Below are 19,984 nucleotides of genomic sequence, written 5' to 3'. Positions count from 1 at the left end.
CCGCGAGGGGCCGCGGGCCGCCGGAGACCGTCACGGGCTCCGGCGGCCCGCGGCCCCTCGGCGCTTCCCCTCCTGTGGGCGCTCCCGGCGTTTGCTCCCCGCGTTTCCTCCCGGTGTTTCCTTCCGATGTTTCCTCCTGGCGAGGCCTCCCTCGGCCGGGTCCGCGGGGGACGAGCACGGGCCCCGGGCGGCGTGCGAGCATGGGCGGATGGACCCTGTGCAGGACGTGCTCATCATCGGCGGCGGCATCGCCGGGCTGTCCCTGGCCTCCGCCCTGGCCGAGCGGCGGGGCAGCGGCGCCGGGATCGTGCTCGCCGAGGCCGAGCCGGCCCTGGCCCACCACACCTCCGGGCGCTCCGCCGAGCAGCTCATCCCCAGCTACGGTCCCGCACCCGTGCGCGAGCTCACCGCCGCCACCGTCGCCGGGCTCCTGGACCCGAGCCCGGCACCGCCGCGCCCCCTGGCCTGGCCCAGCCGCATGGTGCTCGTGGGCACCGCGGCCGGGCTGCGCGCGGAGGCCGTCCCGGGGCTGCGGCAGCTCTCCCGCCCCGCCCTGGTGGAGCTGTGCCCCGAGCTGGCCAGCTCCCCGCCGGAGGAGGTGGCGGGCGGGCTGCTCGACGACACCTCGGTGCGCACCGACGCCGGCGCCCTCGTGGCCTGGCACCGGGCGCGCGCGGCGGCGGCCGGGGTGCGGATCCTCACCGGAGCGCCGGTCACCGCGGCCGCACCCGACGGCGAGGGCTGGCGCGCCGCGGTGGGCGGGCAGGAGGTCCGCGTCCGCCGCGTCGTCGTGGCCGCGGGCGCCTGGGCGGACGAGGTGGCGGGCCGGTTCGGCGCCGCACCGCTCGGGCTGCGCCCGCTGCGGCGCACCGCGGCCCTCGTCCGTCTCGCCAAGCCCCTGGCCCCGGACCACCCCATGGTCGTCGCCGCGGACTCCGGCTGGTACTACCGGCGGGCCGGGGACGGGGCGCTGGTCTCCCCGTCCGAGGCGGTGCCGAGCGAGCCGTGCGACGCGCAGCCGGTGCGCGAGGACGTCGAGGACCTCGTGGCCCGGCTCAACACCGTGACGTCGCTGGGCGCCACCGGGATCGAGCGGGCCTGGACCGGGCTGCGCACCGAGTCCCCGGACGGCGTGCCGGTGTGCGGGTTCGACCCGGAGGTCCCGGGCCTGCTCTGGCTGGCCGGCCAGTCCGGCTACGGCTTCCAGACGAGCACGGCCATGGCCCGCGCCGCCGCGGACCTGCTCGGGGACGGCGCGGTGGGCCCGTGGTGCTCCCGGGAGACCGCCGCCGCCCTGGACCCGGTGCGCTTCCGCACCGAGCAGCCGCTCTCCTGACCTCGGGGGCCTCGGGCCCAGGGCGGCGGCACGCTCCGGCGCTCGAGGACCGCGGGAGACGCCGCCGCGGCGCGGGGAGCCGGCCCCCGCGCCGGCCGCTCAGGCGCCGGCCAGTCCCATCCGGTCCAGCACCCAAGCGTACTCCCAGGCGGTGTCCTTCCACTGCGCGTAGCGTCCGGACGCCCCGCCGTGGCCGCCGGCCATCTCGCAGCGCAGCAGCACGGAGTGGCCGGAGGTCGTGGCCTCCCGCAGGGCGGCGACCCACTTGGCCGGCTCCACGTAGAGCACCCGGGTGTCGTTGAGGCTGGTCACGGCCAGGACCGGGGGATACGGCAGCGGGCGGACGTTCTCGTAGGGGGAGTAGTCGCGCATGTACCGGTAGACGTGGCTGTCCTCGATCGGGTTGCCCCACTCCTCCCACTCCAGGGCCGTGAGGGGCAGCGAGGGGTCGAGGATGGAGGTCAGCGGGTCCACGAACGGCACGGCCGCCAGCGCGCCGCAGTACTTCTCGGGGGCCAGGTTGAGCACCGCGCCCACGAGCAGGCCGCCCGCGGACCCGCCCATCACCAGGATCCGCCGCTCGTCGAGGTCCGGGCGGGCGGCCAGGTGGTCGGTCACCGCCACGTAGTCGGTGAAGGTGTTGACCTTGTGCAGCTTCTTGCCCTCCTCGTACCAGGACCGGCCCAGCTCGCCGCCGCCGCGCACGTGGGCGACCGCCCAGACCACGCCGCGGTCCAGCAGGGACAGCCGGGAGACGGAGAAGCCCGGGTCGGTGCTGTGCTCGTAGGAGCCGTAGGCGTACTGCACCACCGGGGCCGGCACCGCGGGGTCCAGGTCCGCCCGGCGGACCAGGGAGACGGGGATGCGGGTGCCGTCCGCGGCGGTGGCCCAGTCCCGCTCCACCGTGTAGTCGCCGGGGTCGTAGCCGCCGAGCACGGTGGTCTCCCGGCGCAGCACGGGCTCGGCGGGCAGGGCGTCGTCGGCGCCGGTCGCGCCGGCGGGGAAGACGTCGTAGACGCGCGGGGGCGTGGTGAAGGAGGTGTAGGACAGCCGCAGCACGGGGGCGTCGTGCTCGGCGGCGGCCACTCCGGCGGTGTAGAGCTGCTCCGCGAAGGCCGGCTCCACGGCCGCCGCCTGGGCCTCCGTGCCGAGGCCCGCGAGGGGCAGCAGCCGCACCCGCAGCGTGGTCTCCGCCCGCACGGAGACCACCAGGTGCGTGGCCGTGACGGCGCAGCCGTTGACCCGCACGGTGTCCGAGGCCGGGACGACGTCGCGCAGGTCCACCTCCGCGACCGGGCGGCCGAGGTCGGCCGGGTCCATGAGCGAGACCCGGGAGTTCGGGGCCTCGTGGTCGTGGGTCAGCAGGATCTGCTCGCGGCCGTCCAGCAGGAAGGGCTCGGCCTCGTAGAGCACCCGGTCGGTGCGCGGCAGCACCACCTGCAGCGGGGCCTGCGGGTCCGCCACCGGCTGGATCAGCTGCTCGGAGAACTCCGAGCACATGGCCTCCACCACGATCCAGCGCCGGTCCGCGGACAGCCCCGCGCCCAGCCACAGACCCGGGTCGGCCTCCTCGTGGACCACGACGTCCTCGGCCACCGGGGTGCCCAGGACGTGGCGGCGCAGCTGGTGGGGCCGCCAGGACTCGTCCACCACGGTGTAGTAGACCGCGCGGGCGTCGGGGGTGAGGAAGGACCCGTAGAAGGTGCCGGGGATCTCGTCGGCGAGCAGCGCCCCGGTGGTGAGGTCGCGCACGCGCAGGGTGAAGCGCTCGTCCCCGGTGACGTCCTCGGCCCAGGCCAGCAGCTCCCCGTCCTCGGAGACGTCGAAGCTGCCGAGGGAGTAGAACTCGTGCTTCGCGGACTCCGCGTTGGCGTCGAGCAGCACCTGCTCGCCCGCCATGGGGGTCCCGGGCCCGACGACGGGCGGGGTCCAGTCCGCGAGGACGTCCCCGGTGGTCGCGGCCGGCACCCGGCAGAACACCTGGTGCGCGCCGCCCTCCACCGTGCGGGAGAAGTACCACCAGTCCCCGCGCCGGTTCGGCACCGACAGGTCGGTCTCCTGGGTGCGGCCCTTGATCTCCCCGAAGATCGACTCCCGCAGCCCGGCCAGGTGGGCCGTGCGGGCCTCCGCGTACTCGTTCTCCGCGGTGAGGTGGGCGAGCACCTCCGGGGACTCCTTCGCCCGCATCCACTCGTAGGGATCGGAGAACAGGTGGCCGTGGAAGGTGCGCTCGGCGGGCTGCCGGCGGATCTGCGGGGGAAGAGCTGTCATGTGCCCATCCTAGGGAAGGCACCCCGCCCGCCGCTGGCCGGCCCGGGGGCGCGGCGCCGGCGAGGGGCCCGCGACCCGGCGGTCCGCCCGGGCGGTGCCAGAATGGCCGCATGAGCACCCCCGCACACCTCGCCCCGCGCCCGCCGGCCTTCGGCTCCACCCGCGCCGACCTGTGGATGCAGGTGGTCCTCGTGCTGGGGGTCTCCCTGGGCGCCTCCGCGCTCTACGCGGTGCTCTCCCTGGCCGAGCAGCTGGCCCGCGGCCCGCTCTCGGAGGCGCAGGCCACGATGAACCCGCCGCTGAGCGTGCAGCCGCTGATCGACCTGCTGCGCCAGCTCACGGGCATCGGCCTGGACCTGGTCCCGGTGCTGCTGGCGCTGTACCTGCTCGCCGGCTCCGCCGGCGCGCTGGGCACGGTGCGGCGGCGGATCGGGCTCGACGCCCGGATGCCGGTCCCGGACCTCGGGCTGGGCACCGTCCTGTTCCTCGTCATGGGGCTGGGCACCCTGGCCCTCTACGCGGCCGGCCGCGCCCTGGGCCTCACCGCGGAGGTGACGACCTCCGGGCTGGCCGAGCACTGGTGGACGGTGCCGGTGCTGCTGCTCTCCGCGCTGCGCCACGCCCTGGTCGAGGAGGTGGTGGTGGTCGCGTTCCTGACCGACCGGCTCACCCGCATCGGCTGGCGCTGGCCGGTGGTGCTGGTGGTCACGGCGCTGTTCCGCGGCAGCTACCACCTATACCAGGGCATCGGGCCCTTCCTCGGCAACGTGGTGATGGGCCTGGTCTTCGCCGAGCTCTACCGGCGCACCGGGCGGGTCATGCCCCTCGTCGTCGCGCACTTCCTGCTGGACGCCGTGGGCTTCCTGGGCGTCGGCCGGCTGCTCGGCTGAGGCGGGCCCGCCGTGCGGGCCCGCCCCGGCCGGCGCCTCAGATCGTGACCAGCCCGTCGGGGGTGCCGAAGGACACCGAGAGCAGCCCGGGCGTGCCCTCCGGATAGCGCCACTCCACCGCCAGGTCCTCGAGCGCGGTCTCCACGGGCGCGCCCAGCCACTCGGCCACCCGCTCGGGCGCCCCGGCGATGCACATCCCGGCGAGGGCCACGTCGGTGATCCGCGCCTGGGACGGGTGCATCTCCGGGGCCGAGTCGAAGCGCACCATGAACGGCAGCTGGGGGTCGGCGATCAGGCCCTTGACGCCGATCTGGTGCCACTCCAGGCACCGGCCGTCGGGAAAGACCCGGTGGCCGGGCACCGCGTGCCGGCCGAGGCGCTGCTCGAAGGGCGCGAGGTCGTCGACCTCGACGACCCAGCCCAGCCAGCCGCCGCCGGCCTCGGAGCGGGCGCGCACGGCCCGGCCGAACGGGGCCTTCTCCGCCGCGGGGTGCTCGAGGACCTCGACGACCTCGACGTACTGGTGGTTGGTGAGCGGAAGGATCATGTTGCGGGTGCCGAAACGGGGGTGCACCCCACCCTTGACCGGCTCGATCCCGAGCTGGTCGGCAATGCGCTCGGTGGTGGCCGTCAGGCCCTCCGGGCGGCAGGCGTAGGACACGTGGTCGACTCTCATGGGCTCATCGTGGCACCGTGTGACTTTCGTCTCCAAATCGGTCCCCGGCGGGCTGCTCCCCGGCCCGTCCGGCGCGTGCGCGGGGCGCTCGCCGCACCCCGGCTTGACGCCGTGTCGCCCGAATCCGGAGAATGCTGTCCAGGTCATGAGCGCCAGCGTCCAAGCCCCAGCTAGCTGGCCGGCAACCCTCCACCGCGGTGGGGTGCCCTGGGTGAAGACCGGGCTCCTCGCGACCGGCGAGCGAGCAAGCGCGGGTCCTCGGTGCCCGGCCGTCGCACGGCAGCACCACCACGGTCGGACACCGGACCCCTGACACCCGCAAGGAGTCTCCCGGCATGTCCGAGTCCACTGCTTCCACGGCCGACCGCACCGCGACCGCGCTGCCCACCCCCGAGCACCCGGCCGGCTGGTCGTTCGAGACCCAGCAGATCCACGCCGGCCAGCGCCCCGATCCGGTGACCGGCTCCCGCGCCCTGCCCATCCACCAGAGCACGTCCTTCGTCTTCCCCGACGCCCAGGCCGCCGCGGACCGCTTTGCGCTCGCGGAGCTGGGACCCATCTACACCCGCATCGGCAACCCGACCACGGAGGTCGTGGAGAACCGCATCAGCGCCCTGGAGGGCGGGGTGGGCGCCCTGATGCTCAGCGCCGGGCAGTCGGCCACGACGTTCGCGGTGCTCAACCTCGCCGGGGCGGGGGACCACGTGGTGGCCAGCCCGAGCCTGTACGGCGGGACGTACAACCTCCTCAAGTTCACGCTGCCCAAGCTCGGCATCGAGACCACCTTCGTGACCGACCCGGACGACCCGGAGGCCTGGCGGCGGGCCGTGCGCCCGAACACCAAGGCGTTCTACGCCGAGACCATCCCGAACCCGCGCAACGACGTCCTCGACATCGAGACGGTCTCCGGGATCGCCCACGACCACGAGGTCCCGCTCATCGTGGACAACACGGTGGCGACCCCCTACCTCGTCCAGCCGTTCCGCTGGGGCGCGGACATCGTGGTGCACTCCGCCACGAAGTTCATGGGCGGGCACGGCACCGCGATCGGCGGCGTGATCGTGGACTCCGGCGCCTTCGACTTCGGCCGGTACCCGGAGCGCTTCCCCGGCTTCAACGAGCCCGACGAGTCCTACGGCGGGCTCGTCTACGCCCAGGCCCTCGGCGCGGAGGGCGCGTTCGGGGTCAACCTCTCCTACATCCTCAAGGCCCGGGTGCAGCTGCTGCGCGACCTCGGCTCGGCGATCTCCCCGTTCAACGCCTTCCTCATCGAGCAGGGCATCGAGACGCTGTCGCTGCGCATGGAGCGCCACGTGGCCAACGCCGGGGAGGTGGCCCGCTGGCTGGAGGCGCGGGAGGACGTCCGCTCGGTGAGCTGGGCGGGGCTGGAGTCCTCGCCCTGGCACGACCGGGCGCGCAAGTACGCGCCCCGCGGCGCCGGCTCCGTCCTCGGGTTCGTCCTCGAGGGCGGCCGGGCGGCCGGCGCGGCCTTCGTGGACGCCCTGACGCTGCACTCCAACGTGGCGAACATCGGCGACGTCCGCTCCCTGGTGATCCATCCCGCGTCCACCACGCACAGCCAGCTGCTGCCCGAGGAGCAGCTCGCGGCGGGGGTGGAGCCCGGCTTCGTGCGCCTGTCCGTGGGGCTGGAGAACGTCACGGACATCCTGGCGGACCTGGAGCAGGGCTTCGCCGCGGCCGCGGCCGCGGCCGGAGGGCAGGAGTGAGCGTGACGGTGCTGCGCGGCGCCGGCGCGGACGTGCGCGAGGACGGCGTGCCGCGGCACGCCGAGATCGGCACCCTGGAGCTGGAGTCCGGCTTCCGGCTGCCGGAGGTCCGGATCGCCTACGAGACCTGGGGCGTGCTCGCCCCGGACGGCTCCAACGCGGTGCTCGTGGAGCACGCCCTGACCGGGGACACCCACGTCGCCGCCGGGAGGGCCCGGCCCGGGGCCCCGGAGACGCAGCGCCGCGCCGCCCAGAGCGGCGGCTGGTGGGACGGCCTGGTCGGCCCCGGCGCCGCCATCGACACCGACCGCTACTTCGTGGTGTGCGCCAACATCGTGGGCGGCTGCTACGGCTCCACGGGACCGTCCACCCCGGCCCCGGCCGAGGTGGACCCCGAGCGCCGGCCCTGGGGCTCCCGCTTCCCCCTGGTCACCGTGCGGGACTCCGTGCGCGCGGAGGCCGCCCTGGCCGACGCCCTGGGCATCGACACGTGGCGCCTGGTCATCGGCGGGTCCATGGGCGGGGCGCGCGCCCTGGAGTGGGCGGTGACCTACCCCGAGCGGGTCCGGGCCTGCGCGGTGGTCGCCGCGTGCCCCCAGTCCAGCGCCGAGCAGCTCGCCTGGGGGCAGGCGCAGAACCTCGCGATCCGCCAGGACCCGGACTTCCGGGGCGGGGACTACTACGACGGGCCCTTCCCGGTGACCGGGCTGGGCCTGGCCCGGCGGATCGCCCACATCACCTACCGCTCCGCCGACGAGCTGCACCACCGGTTCGGGCGCACCCCGCAGGCCGAGGAGCAGGTGATCGGCACCCACCCCGGGGGCCGCGGGCGCTACCAGGTCGAGAGCTACCTCGACCACCAGGCCTCCAAGCTCGCGGGCCGGTTCGACGCCAACAGCTACCTCGCCGTCAACGAGACGCTCATGTCCCACGACGTCTGCCGCGGCCGCGGCACGCTGGAGGAGGCCCTGTCGGTGACCTCGTGCGAGTGGCTGGTGGCCGCGGTCGACTCCGACCGCCTGTACCTCCCGCGCGAGTCCGACGTCCTGGCCGCCGCCCTGCCCGGGGACGTCCGGCGGCACACCCTCACGTCCCCGTCCGGGCACGACGGGTTCCTCATCGAGGCGCCGCAGGTGGGGAAGCTGCTCGTGGAGACCGTGCTGGCCCGCCCCTGACGCCCGGGCGGGCGGCGCCGCGGGTGGCACACTGGTGCCATGACCGACGCCCCCGCCCCGACCGGAACCGCCCCGCACGCGACCACCCCGCACGCCGTGTGGAGCACCGACCCCGCCGCCCGCCCCGGCACCCCGCTGCTCGTGCTGCTGCACGGCTACGGCTCGCACGAGCACGACCTGATGGGCCTCGTCCCGGAGCTGCCGGGCGAGTTCAGCGTGGCCTCCCTGCGCGCGCCCCAGCCCGCGCAGCTGGGCTTCCAGTGGTTCCCGCTCGCGGCCGACCTCAGCTTCTCCGCCGAGCGCGTCGCCGAGGCGGTGGCGCCCGTGGCCGCCTGGCTGCGCGAGCGCGCCGCGGAGCACTCCAGCATCACGCTGCTGGGCTTCTCGCAGGGCATGGCGATGGCCACCTCGCTGGCGCGCGCCCTGCCCGGGGAGATCGCCGCGGTGGTGGGCCTGTCCGGGTTCGTGGTGCCGGGCGAGCACGCAGCCTTCGCGGACGAGCGGCTGCGCGAGCGTCCCCTGCCGATGTTCTGGGGCCGCGACCCGCAGGACCCGGTCATTCCGCAGCACCTCGTCGACAGCACGGCCGAGTGGATGCTCGAGCACGCCGACGTCATGAAGGTGCACTACACCGGGGTGGGCCACGGGATCAGCCCCCAGGAGCTGCGCCACGTGCGGGAGTACCTCACCCACGTGGTCCTGGGGGGCTGACCCCGGACGCTCAGCCGCCCGCGGTGATCCGGACGGCGGCGTCCCCGGTCGAGACCACGTCGCCCGGATGCAGCTGCCGGCCGCGCCGCGTCTCGACCTCGCCGTTGACGCTCACCCGCCCCTCCTCCACGAGGGAGCGGGCCTGGGCGCCGTCCTCGGCGAGGTTGGCCAGCTTCAGGGCCTGGCCGAGCCGGATCATGTCGTCGCGGATGGGCAGGTCGTCGGTGTGCCGGGGCGTCGGGGAGCTCGTCATGCCCCCAGTGTCCCAGGTCCTGGCGGCCGGCGGGCCGCAGCGGCACCCGCCCCCGTTCCGCCGGTCGGCGACGGTCCCGGCGATTGGCTACCCTGGGTCGGGGACGCCGCCCGCGGCGTCCCGATCCGTGACGGCCGACGACGGCCGCATTCCCGGCGGCGACCCGCCGGGCTACGCAACCCACCACGCGCGTCCGCAGCCGGCGGTCGGGCGAGAACCTGGAGTGATCCCCATGGCCCCCAAGTCCACGTTGGACAACGTCATCTCGCTGGCCAAGCGCCGCGGTTTCGTGTTCCAGGCGGGTGAGATCTACGGCGGCTCCCGCTCCGCCTGGGACTACGGGCCCCTCGGCGCCGAGCTCAAGGAGAACATCAAGCGCGAGTGGTGGCAGACCTTCGTGCGCGGGCGCGAGGACATGGTGGGCCTCGACTCCTCGATCATCCTGCCGAAGGCCGTCTGGGAGGCCTCCGGGCACGTGGCCACCTTCACGGACCCGCTCGTGGAGTGCACCTCCTGCCACCGGCGCGCCCGCCAGGACCACCTGATCGAGGCGTTCGAGGAGAAGAAGGGCCGTGCCCCGGAGAACGGGATGGCCGAGATCCCCTGCCCCAACTGCGGCACCAAGGGCCAGTGGACCGAGCCCCAGCAGTTCTCCGGCCTGCTGAAGACCTTCCTCGGCCCGGTCGACAACGAGGAGGGCCTGCACTACCTCCGGCCCGAGACCGCGCAGGGCATCTTCGTGAACTTCAACAACGTGGTCACCGCCTCGCGCAAGAAGCCGCCGTTCGGCATCGGCCAGATCGGCAAGGCCTTCCGCAACGAGATCACCCCGGGCAACTTCATCTTCCGCACCCGCGAGTTCGAGCAGATGGAGATCGAGTACTTCACCCACCCCTCCGAGGCCGGGCACTGGTTCGACGAGTGGGTCGAGGCGTGCTGGAGCTGGTTCACCGACCTCGGCATCGACCCCGACCACATGCGCCGCTACGACGTCCCCGAGGACGACCGCGCGCACTACTCCGCCGGGACGATCGACATCGAGTACCGGTTCGGCTTCCAGGGCAACCCGTGGGGCGAGCTCATGGGCGTGGCCAACCGCACCGACTACGACCTCGGCGTGCACAACCAGCACTCCAACGCCGACCTCAGCTACTTCGACCAGCAGACCAACGAGCGCTACGTGCCCTACGTGATCGAGCCCTCCTTCGGGCTGACCCGCTCGATGATGGCCTTCCTGGTGGACGCCTACACCGAGGACGAGGCGCCCAACTCCAAGGGCGGGGTGGACAAGCGCACCGTGCTGAAGCTGGACCCGCGGCTGGCCCCGGTCAAGGCCGCCGTCCTGCCGCTGTCCCGCAACGAGGAGCTCTCGCCGAAGGCCCGGGACCTGGCCGCCGAGCTGCGCCGGAACTGGAACATCGACTTCGACGACTCCGGGGCGATCGGGCGCCGCTACCGCCGCCAGGACGAGATCGGCACCCCGTACTGCATCACCGTGGACTTCGACACCCTCGAGGACCAGGCCGTGACCATCCGCGAGCGGGACGCCATGACCCAGGAGCGCGTGGCCCTGGACCAGGTGAAGTCCTACCTCGCCGGGAAGCTCGTCCGCTGATGAGCGCCGCGCTCACCCTGCGCCCCTGGCGGGACGGCGACGACCTGCGGCTGCTGGAGGTGTGGCCGGACCCGGAGACCCCGCAGGCCGCCGCGTTCCGCGCCGTGCTGCGCCCCGACGCCGACACCCCGTGGTCGCGGACCGTGGTCGCGGAGGACGCCGGGGTGCCGGTCGCCGCCGGGACCGTCTACGAGTCGGCGCTGCACCCCCTGCGGCTGTGGGTCTACGTCGAGGTCGCCCCCGACCGCCGCGGCGAGGGCATCGGCCGGGCCCTGCTGGAGCGGCTGCGCGCCGAGGCGGCGGACTCGCCCTCGGGCGTGCGGGCGCTGCGCACCAAGGCCGAGCCCGGCTCGGCGGGGGAGCGGTTCGCCCGCGCGGCCGGCCTGGAGCCCGTCCAGGTCTCCACGGTGGTCCGCGTCGGAGCCGGGGCGCTGCCGCTGCAGCCGCTGCGCGAGCACCCCGACGGCACGCCGGCCCAGGCCGTGGAGGACCTGGCCACCGGCTCCGTGGAGCTCACCCGGGCGCTGTGGGACTTCTACCGCTCCGTGCACGCCTGGGACCGGCCGGCCGAGCTGCCGATCGGGCGGGTCAACCAGCTGTTCCTCTCCGACGCCGCGCACGCGTACGGGGCCCTGGTGCTGCGCAACGGCGTGGCGGCGGGGGAGCGGGGGCGGATCTCGGCCTTCGCCGTCAGCTACCGACCGGTCGAGCTGGACGCCGCCCCCGGCGGCGGCCCGGAGCCGGACGCGGGGCGGACGGCCGAGGACGCCCCGGCGCACGTGGTGCTCGGCTGGACCCCGGAGGACGCCGCGGCGGGACCGGCGCTGGAGCGGCTGCTGGCTCTGCTGGCCCACCAGCACCCGGTGCAGTTCCAGGTGGACGGGTCCATGGCGCCGCTGACCACCGTCGTCGAGAACCTGCTCGCCGCCGGCGCGGCCACGGTCGTGGAGACCACCGTGGTCCTCGCGGAGCCGCCCGCGGCCTGAGCTGCTGCGGCACGGGCCGGGCCCCGGGACCACGGTCCCGGGGCCCGGCCCGTCGGCCGTCCGTGAGAGAATTCCCCGGTGATGGATACGCGACCGACCGACACCCTGCCCGGGCCCGCCCGGCTCGACCTGCCGCCGCTGCAGCTGGGCGGCCTCACGATCGACGTGCCCGTGGTGCTGGCCCCCATGGCCGGGGTGACCAACAAGGCGTTCCGCCGGCTGTGCCGGGAGTACGGCGGCGGGCTCTACGTCACCGAGATGGTCACCGCCCGCGCCCTCGTGGAGCGCCGGCCCGAGTCCATGCGGATCATCGACCACGACCCGGACGAGACCCCCCGCTCCATCCAGATCTACGGGGTGGACGCCGTCCACGTCGGCCGGGCCGTGCGCATGGTCGTGGAGGAGGACCGCGCCGACCACATCGACCTCAACTTCGGCTGCCCCGTGCCCAAGGTCACCAAGCGCGGCGGCGGGTCGGCCCTGCCCTGGAAGACCGACCTGTTCACCGCCATCGTGCGCACCGCCGTGGAGGAGGCCTCCCGCGGCGACGTCCCCGTGACCGTCAAGATGCGCAAGGGCATCGACGACGCCCACCTCACCCACCTCGAGGCCGGCCGGATCGCCCGGGACCTCGGCGTCGCGGCCGTGTCGCTGCACGGGCGCACCCTCGAACAGCACTACTCGGGGACCGCGGACTGGAGCGCCATCGCCGAGCTGCGCGAGGCCCTGCCCGACGTTCCCGTGCTCGGCAACGGCGACATCTGGAGCGCCGAGGACGCCGTGCGCATGGTCGAGCAGACCGGAGTGGACGGCGTGGTCATCGGCCGCGGCTGCCAGGGCCGGCCCTGGCTGTTCGGGGACCTGCAGGCCGCCTTCGAGGGCCGCCCCGACCGTTTCCGGCCCGGGGTCGCCGAGGTCGCCCGCACGATCTACCGGCACGCGGAGCTGCTCGTCGAGATGTTCGGCGACGAGGCCAAGGGGCTGCGCGACATCCGCAAGCACGTCGCCTGGTACTTCAAGGGCTACCCGGTGGGCGGGGAGCTGCGGGCGCGGATGGCCCAGGTGCCCGACCTCGCCACCCTGCGCGAGCTGCTGGCCGAGCTCGACCTCACCCTCGGCTACCCGGGCCCGGCGGTCGAGGGGCCGCGCGGACGGGCCGGCTCGCCCAAGCGGCCGCACCTGCCGCAGGGCTGGCTGGACTCCCGCGAACTGGGCGACGCCGAGCGGCTGGGCCTGGTCGCGGCGGAGCTCGACGTCTCCGGCGGCTGAGCCGCCCTCCCCGACCAGAGAGGACCGGGCATGCCCCACACGTCCATCGAGATCGACCGCACCGGTTCCCCGGCCCCGGGCTACGAGGCCCGCGACGTGGCGCGCTGGGTGGCGGAGGACCACCACAACAAGTACCGCTCCGACTTCGAGCGGGACCGCGCCCGGATCCTGCACTCCTCGGGGCTGCGGCGCCTGGCGTCCAAGACGCAGGTCGTCTCCCCGGACACCGACGACTTCGTGCGCAACCGCCTGACCCACTCCCTGGAGGTCGCCCAGATCGGCCGGGAGCTGGGCCGGATGCTCGGCTGCGACCCCGACGTCGTCGACGCCGCCTGCCTCTCCCACGACCTCGGCCACCCTCCCTTCGGGCACAACGGGGAGTCGGCCCTGCACCGGCTGACCCGGCACATCGGCGGCTTCGAGGGCAACGCGCAGACCCTGCGCCTGCTCACCCGGCTCGAGCCGAAGGTGCTCGACGACGCCGGGGCGCCCGCGGGCCTGAACCTGACCCGCGCGGTGCTGGACGCCGCCTGCAAGTACCCGTGGCAGGCGCACGAGGCGCCGCTGCGCCCGGACGGGACCCGCTCCCCGAAGTTCGGGGTGTACGCCGACGACCTGCCGGTGTTCGAGTGGCTGCGGGAGGGCGCGCCCGCGCGCACGAAGTGCCTGGAGGCCCAGGTCATGGATCTCTCCGACGACATCTCCTACTCGGTGCACGACGTCGAGGACGCGATCGCCTCCGGGTACGTGCAGCTGGGCTGGCTGGCCGACACCACCCAGCGGGACAAGGTGCTCGAGATGACCCGGCGGTGGTACCTGCCCGGGGCCGACCCCGCCGTCCTCGACGCGGCCCTCACCCGCCTGGAGGACTCCTCCCTGTGGGTGCGGGAGATGGACGGCTCCCGCAAGGACCTCGCCCGGCTCAAGAACATGACGAGCCAGCTCATCGGGCGCTTCGCGATGTCCGCGGTGGGCGCCACCCGGGACATCTACGGCGAGGACCCGCTGACCCGCTACGACGCCCAGCTCGTCGTCCCGCAGGACACGGCGGTGGAGATCGCGGTGCTCAAGGGCATCGCCACCACCTACGTCATCACGGTGCGCGACGCCCAGCCGATCTACGACAACCAGCAGGAGGTGCTCTCCATCCTCGTGGGCGCGCTCATGGACTCGGACGGGCGCTACCTCTCGCACGCCTTCGCCGCCGACTGGCACGAGATCGGCGAGGGCCCGGGGACGGAGACGGCCCGGCTGCGCCTCGTGGTGGACCAGATCGCCTCCCTCACCGACCTCTCCGCCGTGGCCCTCCACGACCGGATCCGCGGCACGCACTGGCGGGTGGGGGACAAGCCGCTCTGGTGACACCGGCGGCGGCACCGAGCATCCCGTTCAACGGATGTGAGCTGGGTCTCCCCGGAGGGCGCTTCCTAGAATCGTCGGACCTGTGCTCCTCCTCACAGAAGGTCTGAACGCCATGAGCTCCTCTCCCGGGTCCGCCGCGCGCGCGGCGTCCACCCCCGCCGGGCGTCCCGCGCCCGTGCTCCGCTCCCGCGCCTGGGTGGCGCCGCTGTGCTGGACGGCGGTGCTGCTCGACGGCTTCGACGCCGTGGTCCTGGGCGCGGTGCTGCCGTCCATGCTCGAGAACGGTGCCCTGGGCATGACCACCGCCCAGGGCACCGCCGTGGCCACCGCCGGGCTCCTGGGCATGATGATCGGCGCCCTCGCGATGGGCTACCTCACCGACCTGCTCGGCCGCCGCAGGATGCTCATCGGCGCCGTGGTCCTGTTCTCCCTGCTGACCTTCGCCGCGGCCTTCTCCCCGAACGTGCTCGCCTTCGGCCTCCTGCGCTTCCTCGCGGGCCTGGGCCTGGGCGGATGCCTGCCCACCGCCATCGCGATGGTCACGGAGTTCGCCCGCCGCGGGCGGGGCGCCAACGCCACCACGCTGGTGATGACCGGCTACCACGTGGGCGCCGTGCTCACCGCGGCGGTCGCCATCGCCGTGGTCCGCCAGTTCGGCTGGCAGGAGATGTTCGTCCTGGGCGCCCTGCCGGCCCTCGTCCTCGTGCCGCTGATGGTCGTCTTCCTGCCCGAGTCCCCGTCCTGGCTCGCGTCGCAGGGCCGCGCCGCCGAGGCCCGCGCGGTGTCCGAGCACTACGGCCTGGAGATCGCCCACCGCTCCGCGGCGGAGGAGCAGGCCGAGAAGGCCGGCGCCAGGATGCTGCTGGCCCCGGGCTGGCGCCGCAACTCCGTGGCGATCTGGGTGGCCTCCTTCATGGGCCTGCTGCTCGTCTACGGGCTCAACACCTGGCTCCCGCAGATCATGCGCGCCGCCGAGTACGACCTCGGCAACTCCCTCGGCTTCCTGCTCATCCTCAACGTGGGCGCCATCCTCGGCCTGGCCGTCGCCGGCCGGGTGGCCGACCGGATCACCCCGCGGGTGGCGGGCATCGTCTGGTTCCTCGGCTCGGCGGCGCTGCTGGCGGCGCTGGCGATCCGGCTGCCCCTGCTCGGGATCTACGCCCTGGTCCTCGTCACCGGCTTCTTCGTCTTCTCCTCCCAGGTGCTCGTCTACGCGTTCACCGCGGCCAACCACCCGCCGCGGGTGCGCGCCACGGCCCTGGGCATGTCCGCCGGCGTGGGCCGGCTCGGGGCGATCTCCGGGCCCATCATCGGCGGGACACTGCTGACCGCCGGGCTGGCCTATCCCTGGGGCTTCTTCGCCTTCGCCGCGGTGGGCGGCCTGGGCGGGCTGGCCCTGGCCGGCACGAAGACCCGCCAGGAGCTGCGCGAGACCGCCCGCTGAGCCCCGCCGCGCCCGGGGCCGCACCAACGGCCCCGGCGGCACTGCACCGCCGCCGGGGTCCGGCCGGGCGCGTCGGGCGGCGCGCCTAGACTGTTCCCGTGGCAGGACTGATCAGACGCGAGGACATCGACGAGGTGCGCGCGCGCACCGACATCAAGGAGATCGTCGACGGCTACGTCACCCTCAAGAGCGCCGGCATCGGCTCCTGGAAGGGCCTGTGCCCCTTCCACGACGAGCGCTCGCCGTCCTTCCACGTCCGGCCGCAGATGGGGACCTACCACTGCTTCGGCTGCGACGAGTCCGGGGACGTCATCGCGTTCCTGATGAACATCGACCACACCACGTTCGCGGAGACGGTGGAAAAGCTCGCCGCCCGCGTGGGCTACGAGCTGCACTACGAGCAGGGCTCGGGGCCGAAGAAGGAGGAGGTCGGGCGCCGCCAGCGGCTGCTGGACGCGCACAAGGTCGCCGCCGAGTTCTTCCAGCGCCACCTCTACACCCGCCAGGCCGCCCCCGCCCAGCAGTTCCTGGGGGAGCGGGGCTTCGACGGCGAGGCGGCCAAGCGCTACGGGGTGGGCTACGCCCCGCGCGGCTGGGACCACCTGCTCAAGCACCTGCGCGAGCGCGGCTTCACCGACCAGGAGCTCAAGCTCACCGGGATGTTCTCCGAGGGCAACCGCGGGCTCTACGACCGCTTCCGCGGGCGGCTGGTGTGGCCGATCCGCGCGGTCGCCGGCGAGGTCATCGGCTTCGGCGCCCGCAAGCTCGACGACGACGACCCCGGCCCCAAGTACCTCAACACCCCCGAGACGGCGCTCTACAAGAAGTCCCAGGTGCTCTACGGGATCGACCTCGCCAAGCGGGAGATCGCCAGGCAGCGCCGGCTCGTCGTCGTCGAGGGCTACACGGACGTCATGGCCTGCCACCTGGCCGGGGTGACCACGGCCGTGGCCACGTGCGGCACCGCCTTCGGCCCCGAGCACATCAAGATCGTCCGCCGCTTCCTCTCCGACGACGGCGGCGGGGGCGAGGTGGTCTTCACCTTCGACGGCGACGCCGCCGGGCAGAAGGCAGCCCTGCGCGCGTTCGAGGAGGACCAGAAGTTCGTGGCCCAGACCTACGTGGCGGTCGAGCCCCACGGGATGGACCCGTGCGACCTGCGGCTGGCCCGCGGCGACGCCGCCGTGGCCGAGCTGGTGGAGAACCGCCGGCCCCTGTTCGAGTTCGCCATCCGGGCCACGCTGAAGAACTACGACCTCGACACCATCGAGGGCCGGATCCGGGCCATGCGGGCGTGCGCGCCCATCGTGGCGCGGATCCGGGACCGTTCCCTGCGCCCCGCCTACGCCCGCCAGCTCGCGGGCTGGCTCGGCCTGGACCCCGCCGAGGTCCAGCGCGCCGTCGACGCCGCCGGCCGCGCCCCCCGGGAGGGGCGGGCGGAGCCCCCGCGGCAGGAGCCCGAGACCTCCGGCCCGCCCGCCGTGGAGCTGCCCGATCCGCGCGAACCGGTGGCCCGGATGGAGCGCGAGGCGCTCGAGACCGCGATCCAGTGCCCGGACCTGATGCTGGAGCGGCACTGGGAGGAGTTCGGCCTCAGCGTCTTCCGCTACCCCGTGCACGGCGCCGTGCACGACGCCGTGCTCGCCGCCCGCGCGGGACTCCTCGGCGACGGCGCCGGGGTGCCCGGCGGCCAGGTGTGGGTGGACGCCGTGCGCGGGCATCTGCCCGAACCGCTGCACGGCTTCCTCGCCGAGCTCGCCGTGACCCCGCTGCCGGCCACCACCCAGCAGCAGCTGGAGCGCTACACGGCGGACATCCTCAACCGGCTCTTCGAGCTGCAGATCAACCGGCGCAAGTCCGACCGGCTCGCCGAGCTGCAGCGCACGGACCCCGCCGGGCAGCGGGAGCGCTACCAGCAGCTCCAGCGCGAGCTGCTGGAGCTGGAGATGCAGCGGCGCAGCCTGCGCCAGGACTGAGCGGCGCGCCGGGCTCGCAATTTGTCGAACCCTGCCCGGGGCGGTACAGTAGTGGCTCGTTGCACGCGTGCGTGCACGGTCCCCCGTAGCTCAATTGGCAGAGCATTCGACTGTTAATCGAAGGGTTACTGGTTCGAGTCCAGTCGGGGGAGCAGCACAGAAGGCCCTCGTCGGCGGAAACGCCGACGAGGGCCTTCGTCGTGCCCGGCCCCGCGACGGACGGAGCACCGCGTCGGGAAACTCGGCAGACAGCTTCTCCGTCCGCACCCGCCCGATCTGCGACGACCGTCACGACGGACCGCGGGCCCGCGAGCGCAGTGCGGCTCAGAGCTCAGGAGCTGCCGGCACCGGCACCCGCTCCCGGATACGCACGGTTCCCTGGACGTTCGGCCTGCGCTCGGCGAGCACGGCACACGTGGCCTCCAGCAGGATGTCGAGGCCTTCGTCGAGCTCTTCCCGGGTGATGTTCAGGGCCGGCATGGTCTTGAGCACCTCGGACTGCGGGCCCGAGGTCTCGACGAGCAGGCGTCGTTCGTAGGCGGCCGCGGCGATCCTTTCCGCCAGGTCCGGATCGGGGAAGTGCACCCCGGCCAGCAGGCCCCGCCCTCGGCACGTCGCTCCCTCGACGCGGGCGGCGATCTTCGAGAGGCCGGTTGAGAGCTGCCTCCCGCGCTCGGCGACGGACCGCTCGAAGGCCCCGCCGTCGGCCCAGTACTTCTCCAGAGCGGCAGTCCCGGTGATGAAGGCGGCGTTGTTGCCGCGGAAGGTCCCGTTGTGCTGGCCGGGTTCCCACACGTCCAGCTCCGGGCGCAGGAGGACGAGTGCCATGGGCAACCCGTAGCCCGAGATGGACTTCGACAGGCACACGATGTCCGGCGTGATGCCGGCCTCCTCGAAGCTGAAGAAGGTCCCGGTGCGCCCGCAGCCGGCCTGGACGTCGTCGACGATCAGCAGGACGTCGTGGGCCCGGCAGAGCGCCTCGAGCCGGCGAAGCCACTCCGCACGGGCGGCGTTCAGGCCGCCCTCGCCCTGGACGGTCTCCACAATGACGGCGGCGGGCCGCTCCACACCGGAGCTGGCGTCCGCCCAGGTCTTGGCCAGCCAGGAGAAGCTCCACGACGGATCGTCGAGGTAGCGGTCGTAGGGCGCCGTGGCGACGAACGGCAGCGGGACTCCCGCGCCGTTGCGTTTCATGGCGTTGCCGGTGACGGACAGGGACCCCAGGGTCATGCCGTGGAAGGCGTTCGTGAAGGTCACGATGCCGGTGCGGCCGGTGTTCAGCCGTGCCAGTTTCAGGGCGGCCTCGACGCTGTTCGTCCCGGTGGGTCCGGTGAACTGGACCTTGTGGTCCAGGCCACGCGGCCGGAGCACCTGCTCCTCGAAGGCCACGAGGAAGCGGCGCTTCGCGTCGGTGTACGTGTCCAGCGAGTGGACGACCCCGTCGGCGGCCAGGTAGTCGATCAGTGCCCGCTTGAGGTCCGGATCGTTGTGTCCGTAGTTCAGGGCCCCCGCTCCGGAGAAGAAGTCCAGGTAGATCTGACCGTCCTCGGCCCGGAGCCGGGAGCCGCGGGCGGTCTCGAAGACGGCGGACCAGTTGCGGCAGTAACTGCGGACGTTCGACTCGAGGTCCTCGAAGATGGTGGTTGACATGAGCATGACTCCCGATTGATGAGAAGTGGACGAGGCGGCCGTCGAGTCGTCCGGCGTCCGTGCGGAGCGCTCGTCGGTCGCGTAGAGCTGGGTGCCGGTCCGGACGGATGTCGTGGCGGGCGGGGGTGTCCGGTCATGAGGGGGTTGGGGGGATCAGTCACGGCCGCGCGGGGGTCGATGCGGCGGGGCGCGCGATGGTGGAGTGGAATGTTCGGCAATCACTGGCCGGGCGGACACAAAATCGGGCATGGCCCAGACCATAGCCATCCGCAAAGGTGTCGCACAGGAATCCTCGAACATTACCGATATTTCTCCTGAGCGTTCGGCAGGAAATTGCGACTGCAATTATTTCTTAAAGCTTCCTCGCTGTGACGTGCTGAAACATGACGCAGACCTTTCTGCCGTTGGCATCTGCGGAGTTAGTCTGACTTCCGTCCGACCGCTCCGGTGGGGGAATCCGGAGTCGTCGTCAGGAATAATCAAAGTCGTGATCCGGGCATAACCGTGCTCGAAGCACGGCTCATTTTGAAAAGCTTCGAAATGGGGGCCGCATGAGCTCGAGTGTTGACAGCAGGCGGGAGCAGCAAGGTTCGGAGACGTCGACGGCCCAGTGCGGACGGGACCACCCGGTCCTCACGTCCTT

The 19,984-nt window shown here is 73.4% G+C and carries 15 protein-coding genes, 1 tRNA gene and 1 riboswitch; of the genes, 12 read left to right on the top strand and 4 right to left on the bottom strand.

All coding sequences use genetic code 11. The features are described from left to right. Window positions 1-208 precede the first annotated feature (208 nt). The gene (locus tag PU704_RS08705; RefSeq protein WP_277551017.1) at window positions 209-1,336 is read left to right on the top strand and encodes an NAD(P)/FAD-dependent oxidoreductase; all 1,128 of its coding nucleotides are present in this window, start codon (window positions 209-211) and stop codon (window positions 1,334-1,336) included. A gap of 99 nt (window positions 1,337-1,435) precedes the next feature. Here PU704_RS08705 and PU704_RS08700 read toward each other — a convergent pair whose 3' ends face one another. After that, window positions 1,436-3,607, bottom strand: a complete 2,172-nt coding sequence (locus PU704_RS08700; protein ID WP_277551016.1) for a S9 family peptidase — start codon at window positions 3,605-3,607, stop codon at window positions 1,436-1,438. 110 nt (window positions 3,608-3,717) lie between these two features. Between PU704_RS08700 and PU704_RS08695 the strand changes: the two genes are divergently transcribed. Further along, window positions 3,718-4,497, top strand: coding sequence for a CPBP family intramembrane glutamic endopeptidase (locus PU704_RS08695; RefSeq protein ID WP_277551015.1), 780 nt, complete (start codon window positions 3,718-3,720; stop codon window positions 4,495-4,497). A 37-nt stretch (window positions 4,498-4,534) separates the two neighbouring features. On the opposite strand, the gene PU704_RS08690 is transcribed toward PU704_RS08695, so the two are convergent. Next, window positions 4,535-5,173 (bottom strand): VOC family protein, encoded by a 639-nt coding sequence (locus PU704_RS08690; RefSeq protein ID WP_075873059.1) that lies wholly within the window; start codon window positions 5,171-5,173, stop codon window positions 4,535-4,537. Between the two features lie 141 nt (window positions 5,174-5,314). Continuing rightward, a riboswitch (SAM riboswitch) is annotated at window positions 5,315-5,430 on the top strand. A gap of 78 nt (window positions 5,431-5,508) precedes the next feature. Here PU704_RS08690 and PU704_RS08685 point away from each other — a divergent pair. The 3 genes from PU704_RS08685 to PU704_RS08675 are packed head-to-tail and all read left to right on the top strand — an operon-like array spanning window position 5,509 to window position 8,786. After that, the gene (locus PU704_RS08685; protein ID WP_238985956.1) at window positions 5,509-6,900 is read left to right on the top strand and encodes a bifunctional o-acetylhomoserine/o-acetylserine sulfhydrylase; all 1,392 of its coding nucleotides are present in this window, start codon (window positions 5,509-5,511) and stop codon (window positions 6,898-6,900) included. Further along, window positions 6,897-8,075: a homoserine O-acetyltransferase MetX gene (gene metX / locus PU704_RS08680; protein WP_277551014.1), complete on the top strand. Its 1,179-nt coding sequence runs from the start codon at window positions 6,897-6,899 to the stop codon at window positions 8,073-8,075. The genes PU704_RS08685 and metX overlap by 4 nt, the downstream gene beginning before the upstream one ends. 39 nt (window positions 8,076-8,114) lie before the next feature. Then, window positions 8,115-8,786, top strand: a complete 672-nt coding sequence (locus PU704_RS08675; protein ID WP_277551013.1) for an alpha/beta hydrolase — start codon at window positions 8,115-8,117, stop codon at window positions 8,784-8,786. 10 nt (window positions 8,787-8,796) lie between these two features. Here the strand turns inward: PU704_RS08675 and PU704_RS08670 are convergent, their stop codons facing one another. After that, window positions 8,797-9,039, bottom strand: coding sequence for an RNA-binding S4 domain-containing protein (locus PU704_RS08670; RefSeq protein ID WP_075873062.1), 243 nt, complete (start codon window positions 9,037-9,039; stop codon window positions 8,797-8,799). A 232-nt stretch (window positions 9,040-9,271) separates the two neighbouring features. Here PU704_RS08670 and PU704_RS08665 point away from each other — a divergent pair, with 232 nt between their 5' ends. From PU704_RS08665 to PU704_RS08635, 7 genes are all read left to right on the top strand, one after another. Beyond that, window positions 9,272-10,654 (top strand): glycine--tRNA ligase, encoded by a 1,383-nt coding sequence (locus PU704_RS08665; RefSeq protein WP_047801890.1) that lies wholly within the window; start codon window positions 9,272-9,274, stop codon window positions 10,652-10,654. Next, window positions 10,654-11,640, top strand: coding sequence for a GNAT family N-acetyltransferase (locus PU704_RS08660; protein ID WP_277551012.1), 987 nt, complete (start codon window positions 10,654-10,656; stop codon window positions 11,638-11,640). Before PU704_RS08665 ends, PU704_RS08660 begins: the two co-directional genes overlap by 1 nt. An 81-nt stretch (window positions 11,641-11,721) precedes the next feature. Next, the gene (dusB, locus tag PU704_RS08655) at window positions 11,722-12,909 is read left to right on the top strand and encodes a tRNA dihydrouridine synthase DusB (RefSeq protein ID WP_047801888.1); all 1,188 of its coding nucleotides are present in this window, start codon (window positions 11,722-11,724) and stop codon (window positions 12,907-12,909) included. Window positions 12,910-12,939: 30 nt separating this feature from the next. Beyond that, window positions 12,940-14,271 (top strand): deoxyguanosinetriphosphate triphosphohydrolase, encoded by a 1,332-nt coding sequence (locus tag PU704_RS08650; RefSeq protein ID WP_047801887.1) that lies wholly within the window; start codon window positions 12,940-12,942, stop codon window positions 14,269-14,271. A gap of 112 nt (window positions 14,272-14,383) precedes the next feature. Next, window positions 14,384-15,715 (top strand): MFS transporter, encoded by a 1,332-nt coding sequence (locus PU704_RS08645; RefSeq protein ID WP_277551011.1) that lies wholly within the window; start codon window positions 14,384-14,386, stop codon window positions 15,713-15,715. A gap of 98 nt (window positions 15,716-15,813) precedes the next feature. Beyond that, on the top strand, window positions 15,814-17,691 hold the full coding sequence (gene dnaG / locus PU704_RS08640; protein WP_277551010.1) for a DNA primase: 1,878 nt from the start codon (window positions 15,814-15,816) through the stop codon (window positions 17,689-17,691). 79 nt (window positions 17,692-17,770) lie between these two features. After that, window positions 17,771-17,843 (top strand) — tRNA-Asn (locus PU704_RS08635). Window positions 17,844-18,015: 172 nt separating this feature from the next. Here the strand turns inward: PU704_RS08635 and ectB are convergent. Continuing rightward, window positions 18,016-19,341 carry a diaminobutyrate--2-oxoglutarate transaminase gene (gene ectB / locus PU704_RS08630; protein WP_277551009.1) on the bottom strand — a complete coding sequence of 442 codons (1,326 nt, stop codon included), beginning with the start codon at window positions 19,339-19,341 and terminating at the stop codon, window positions 18,016-18,018. Between the last annotated feature and the right edge of the window lie 643 nt (window positions 19,342-19,984).

This window comes from Kocuria oceani (assembly GCF_029524215.1).
GTDB lineage: Bacteria > Actinomycetota > Actinomycetes > Actinomycetales > Micrococcaceae > Kocuria > Kocuria oceani.
This window is presented reverse-complemented; position numbering and strand designations above follow the sequence as displayed.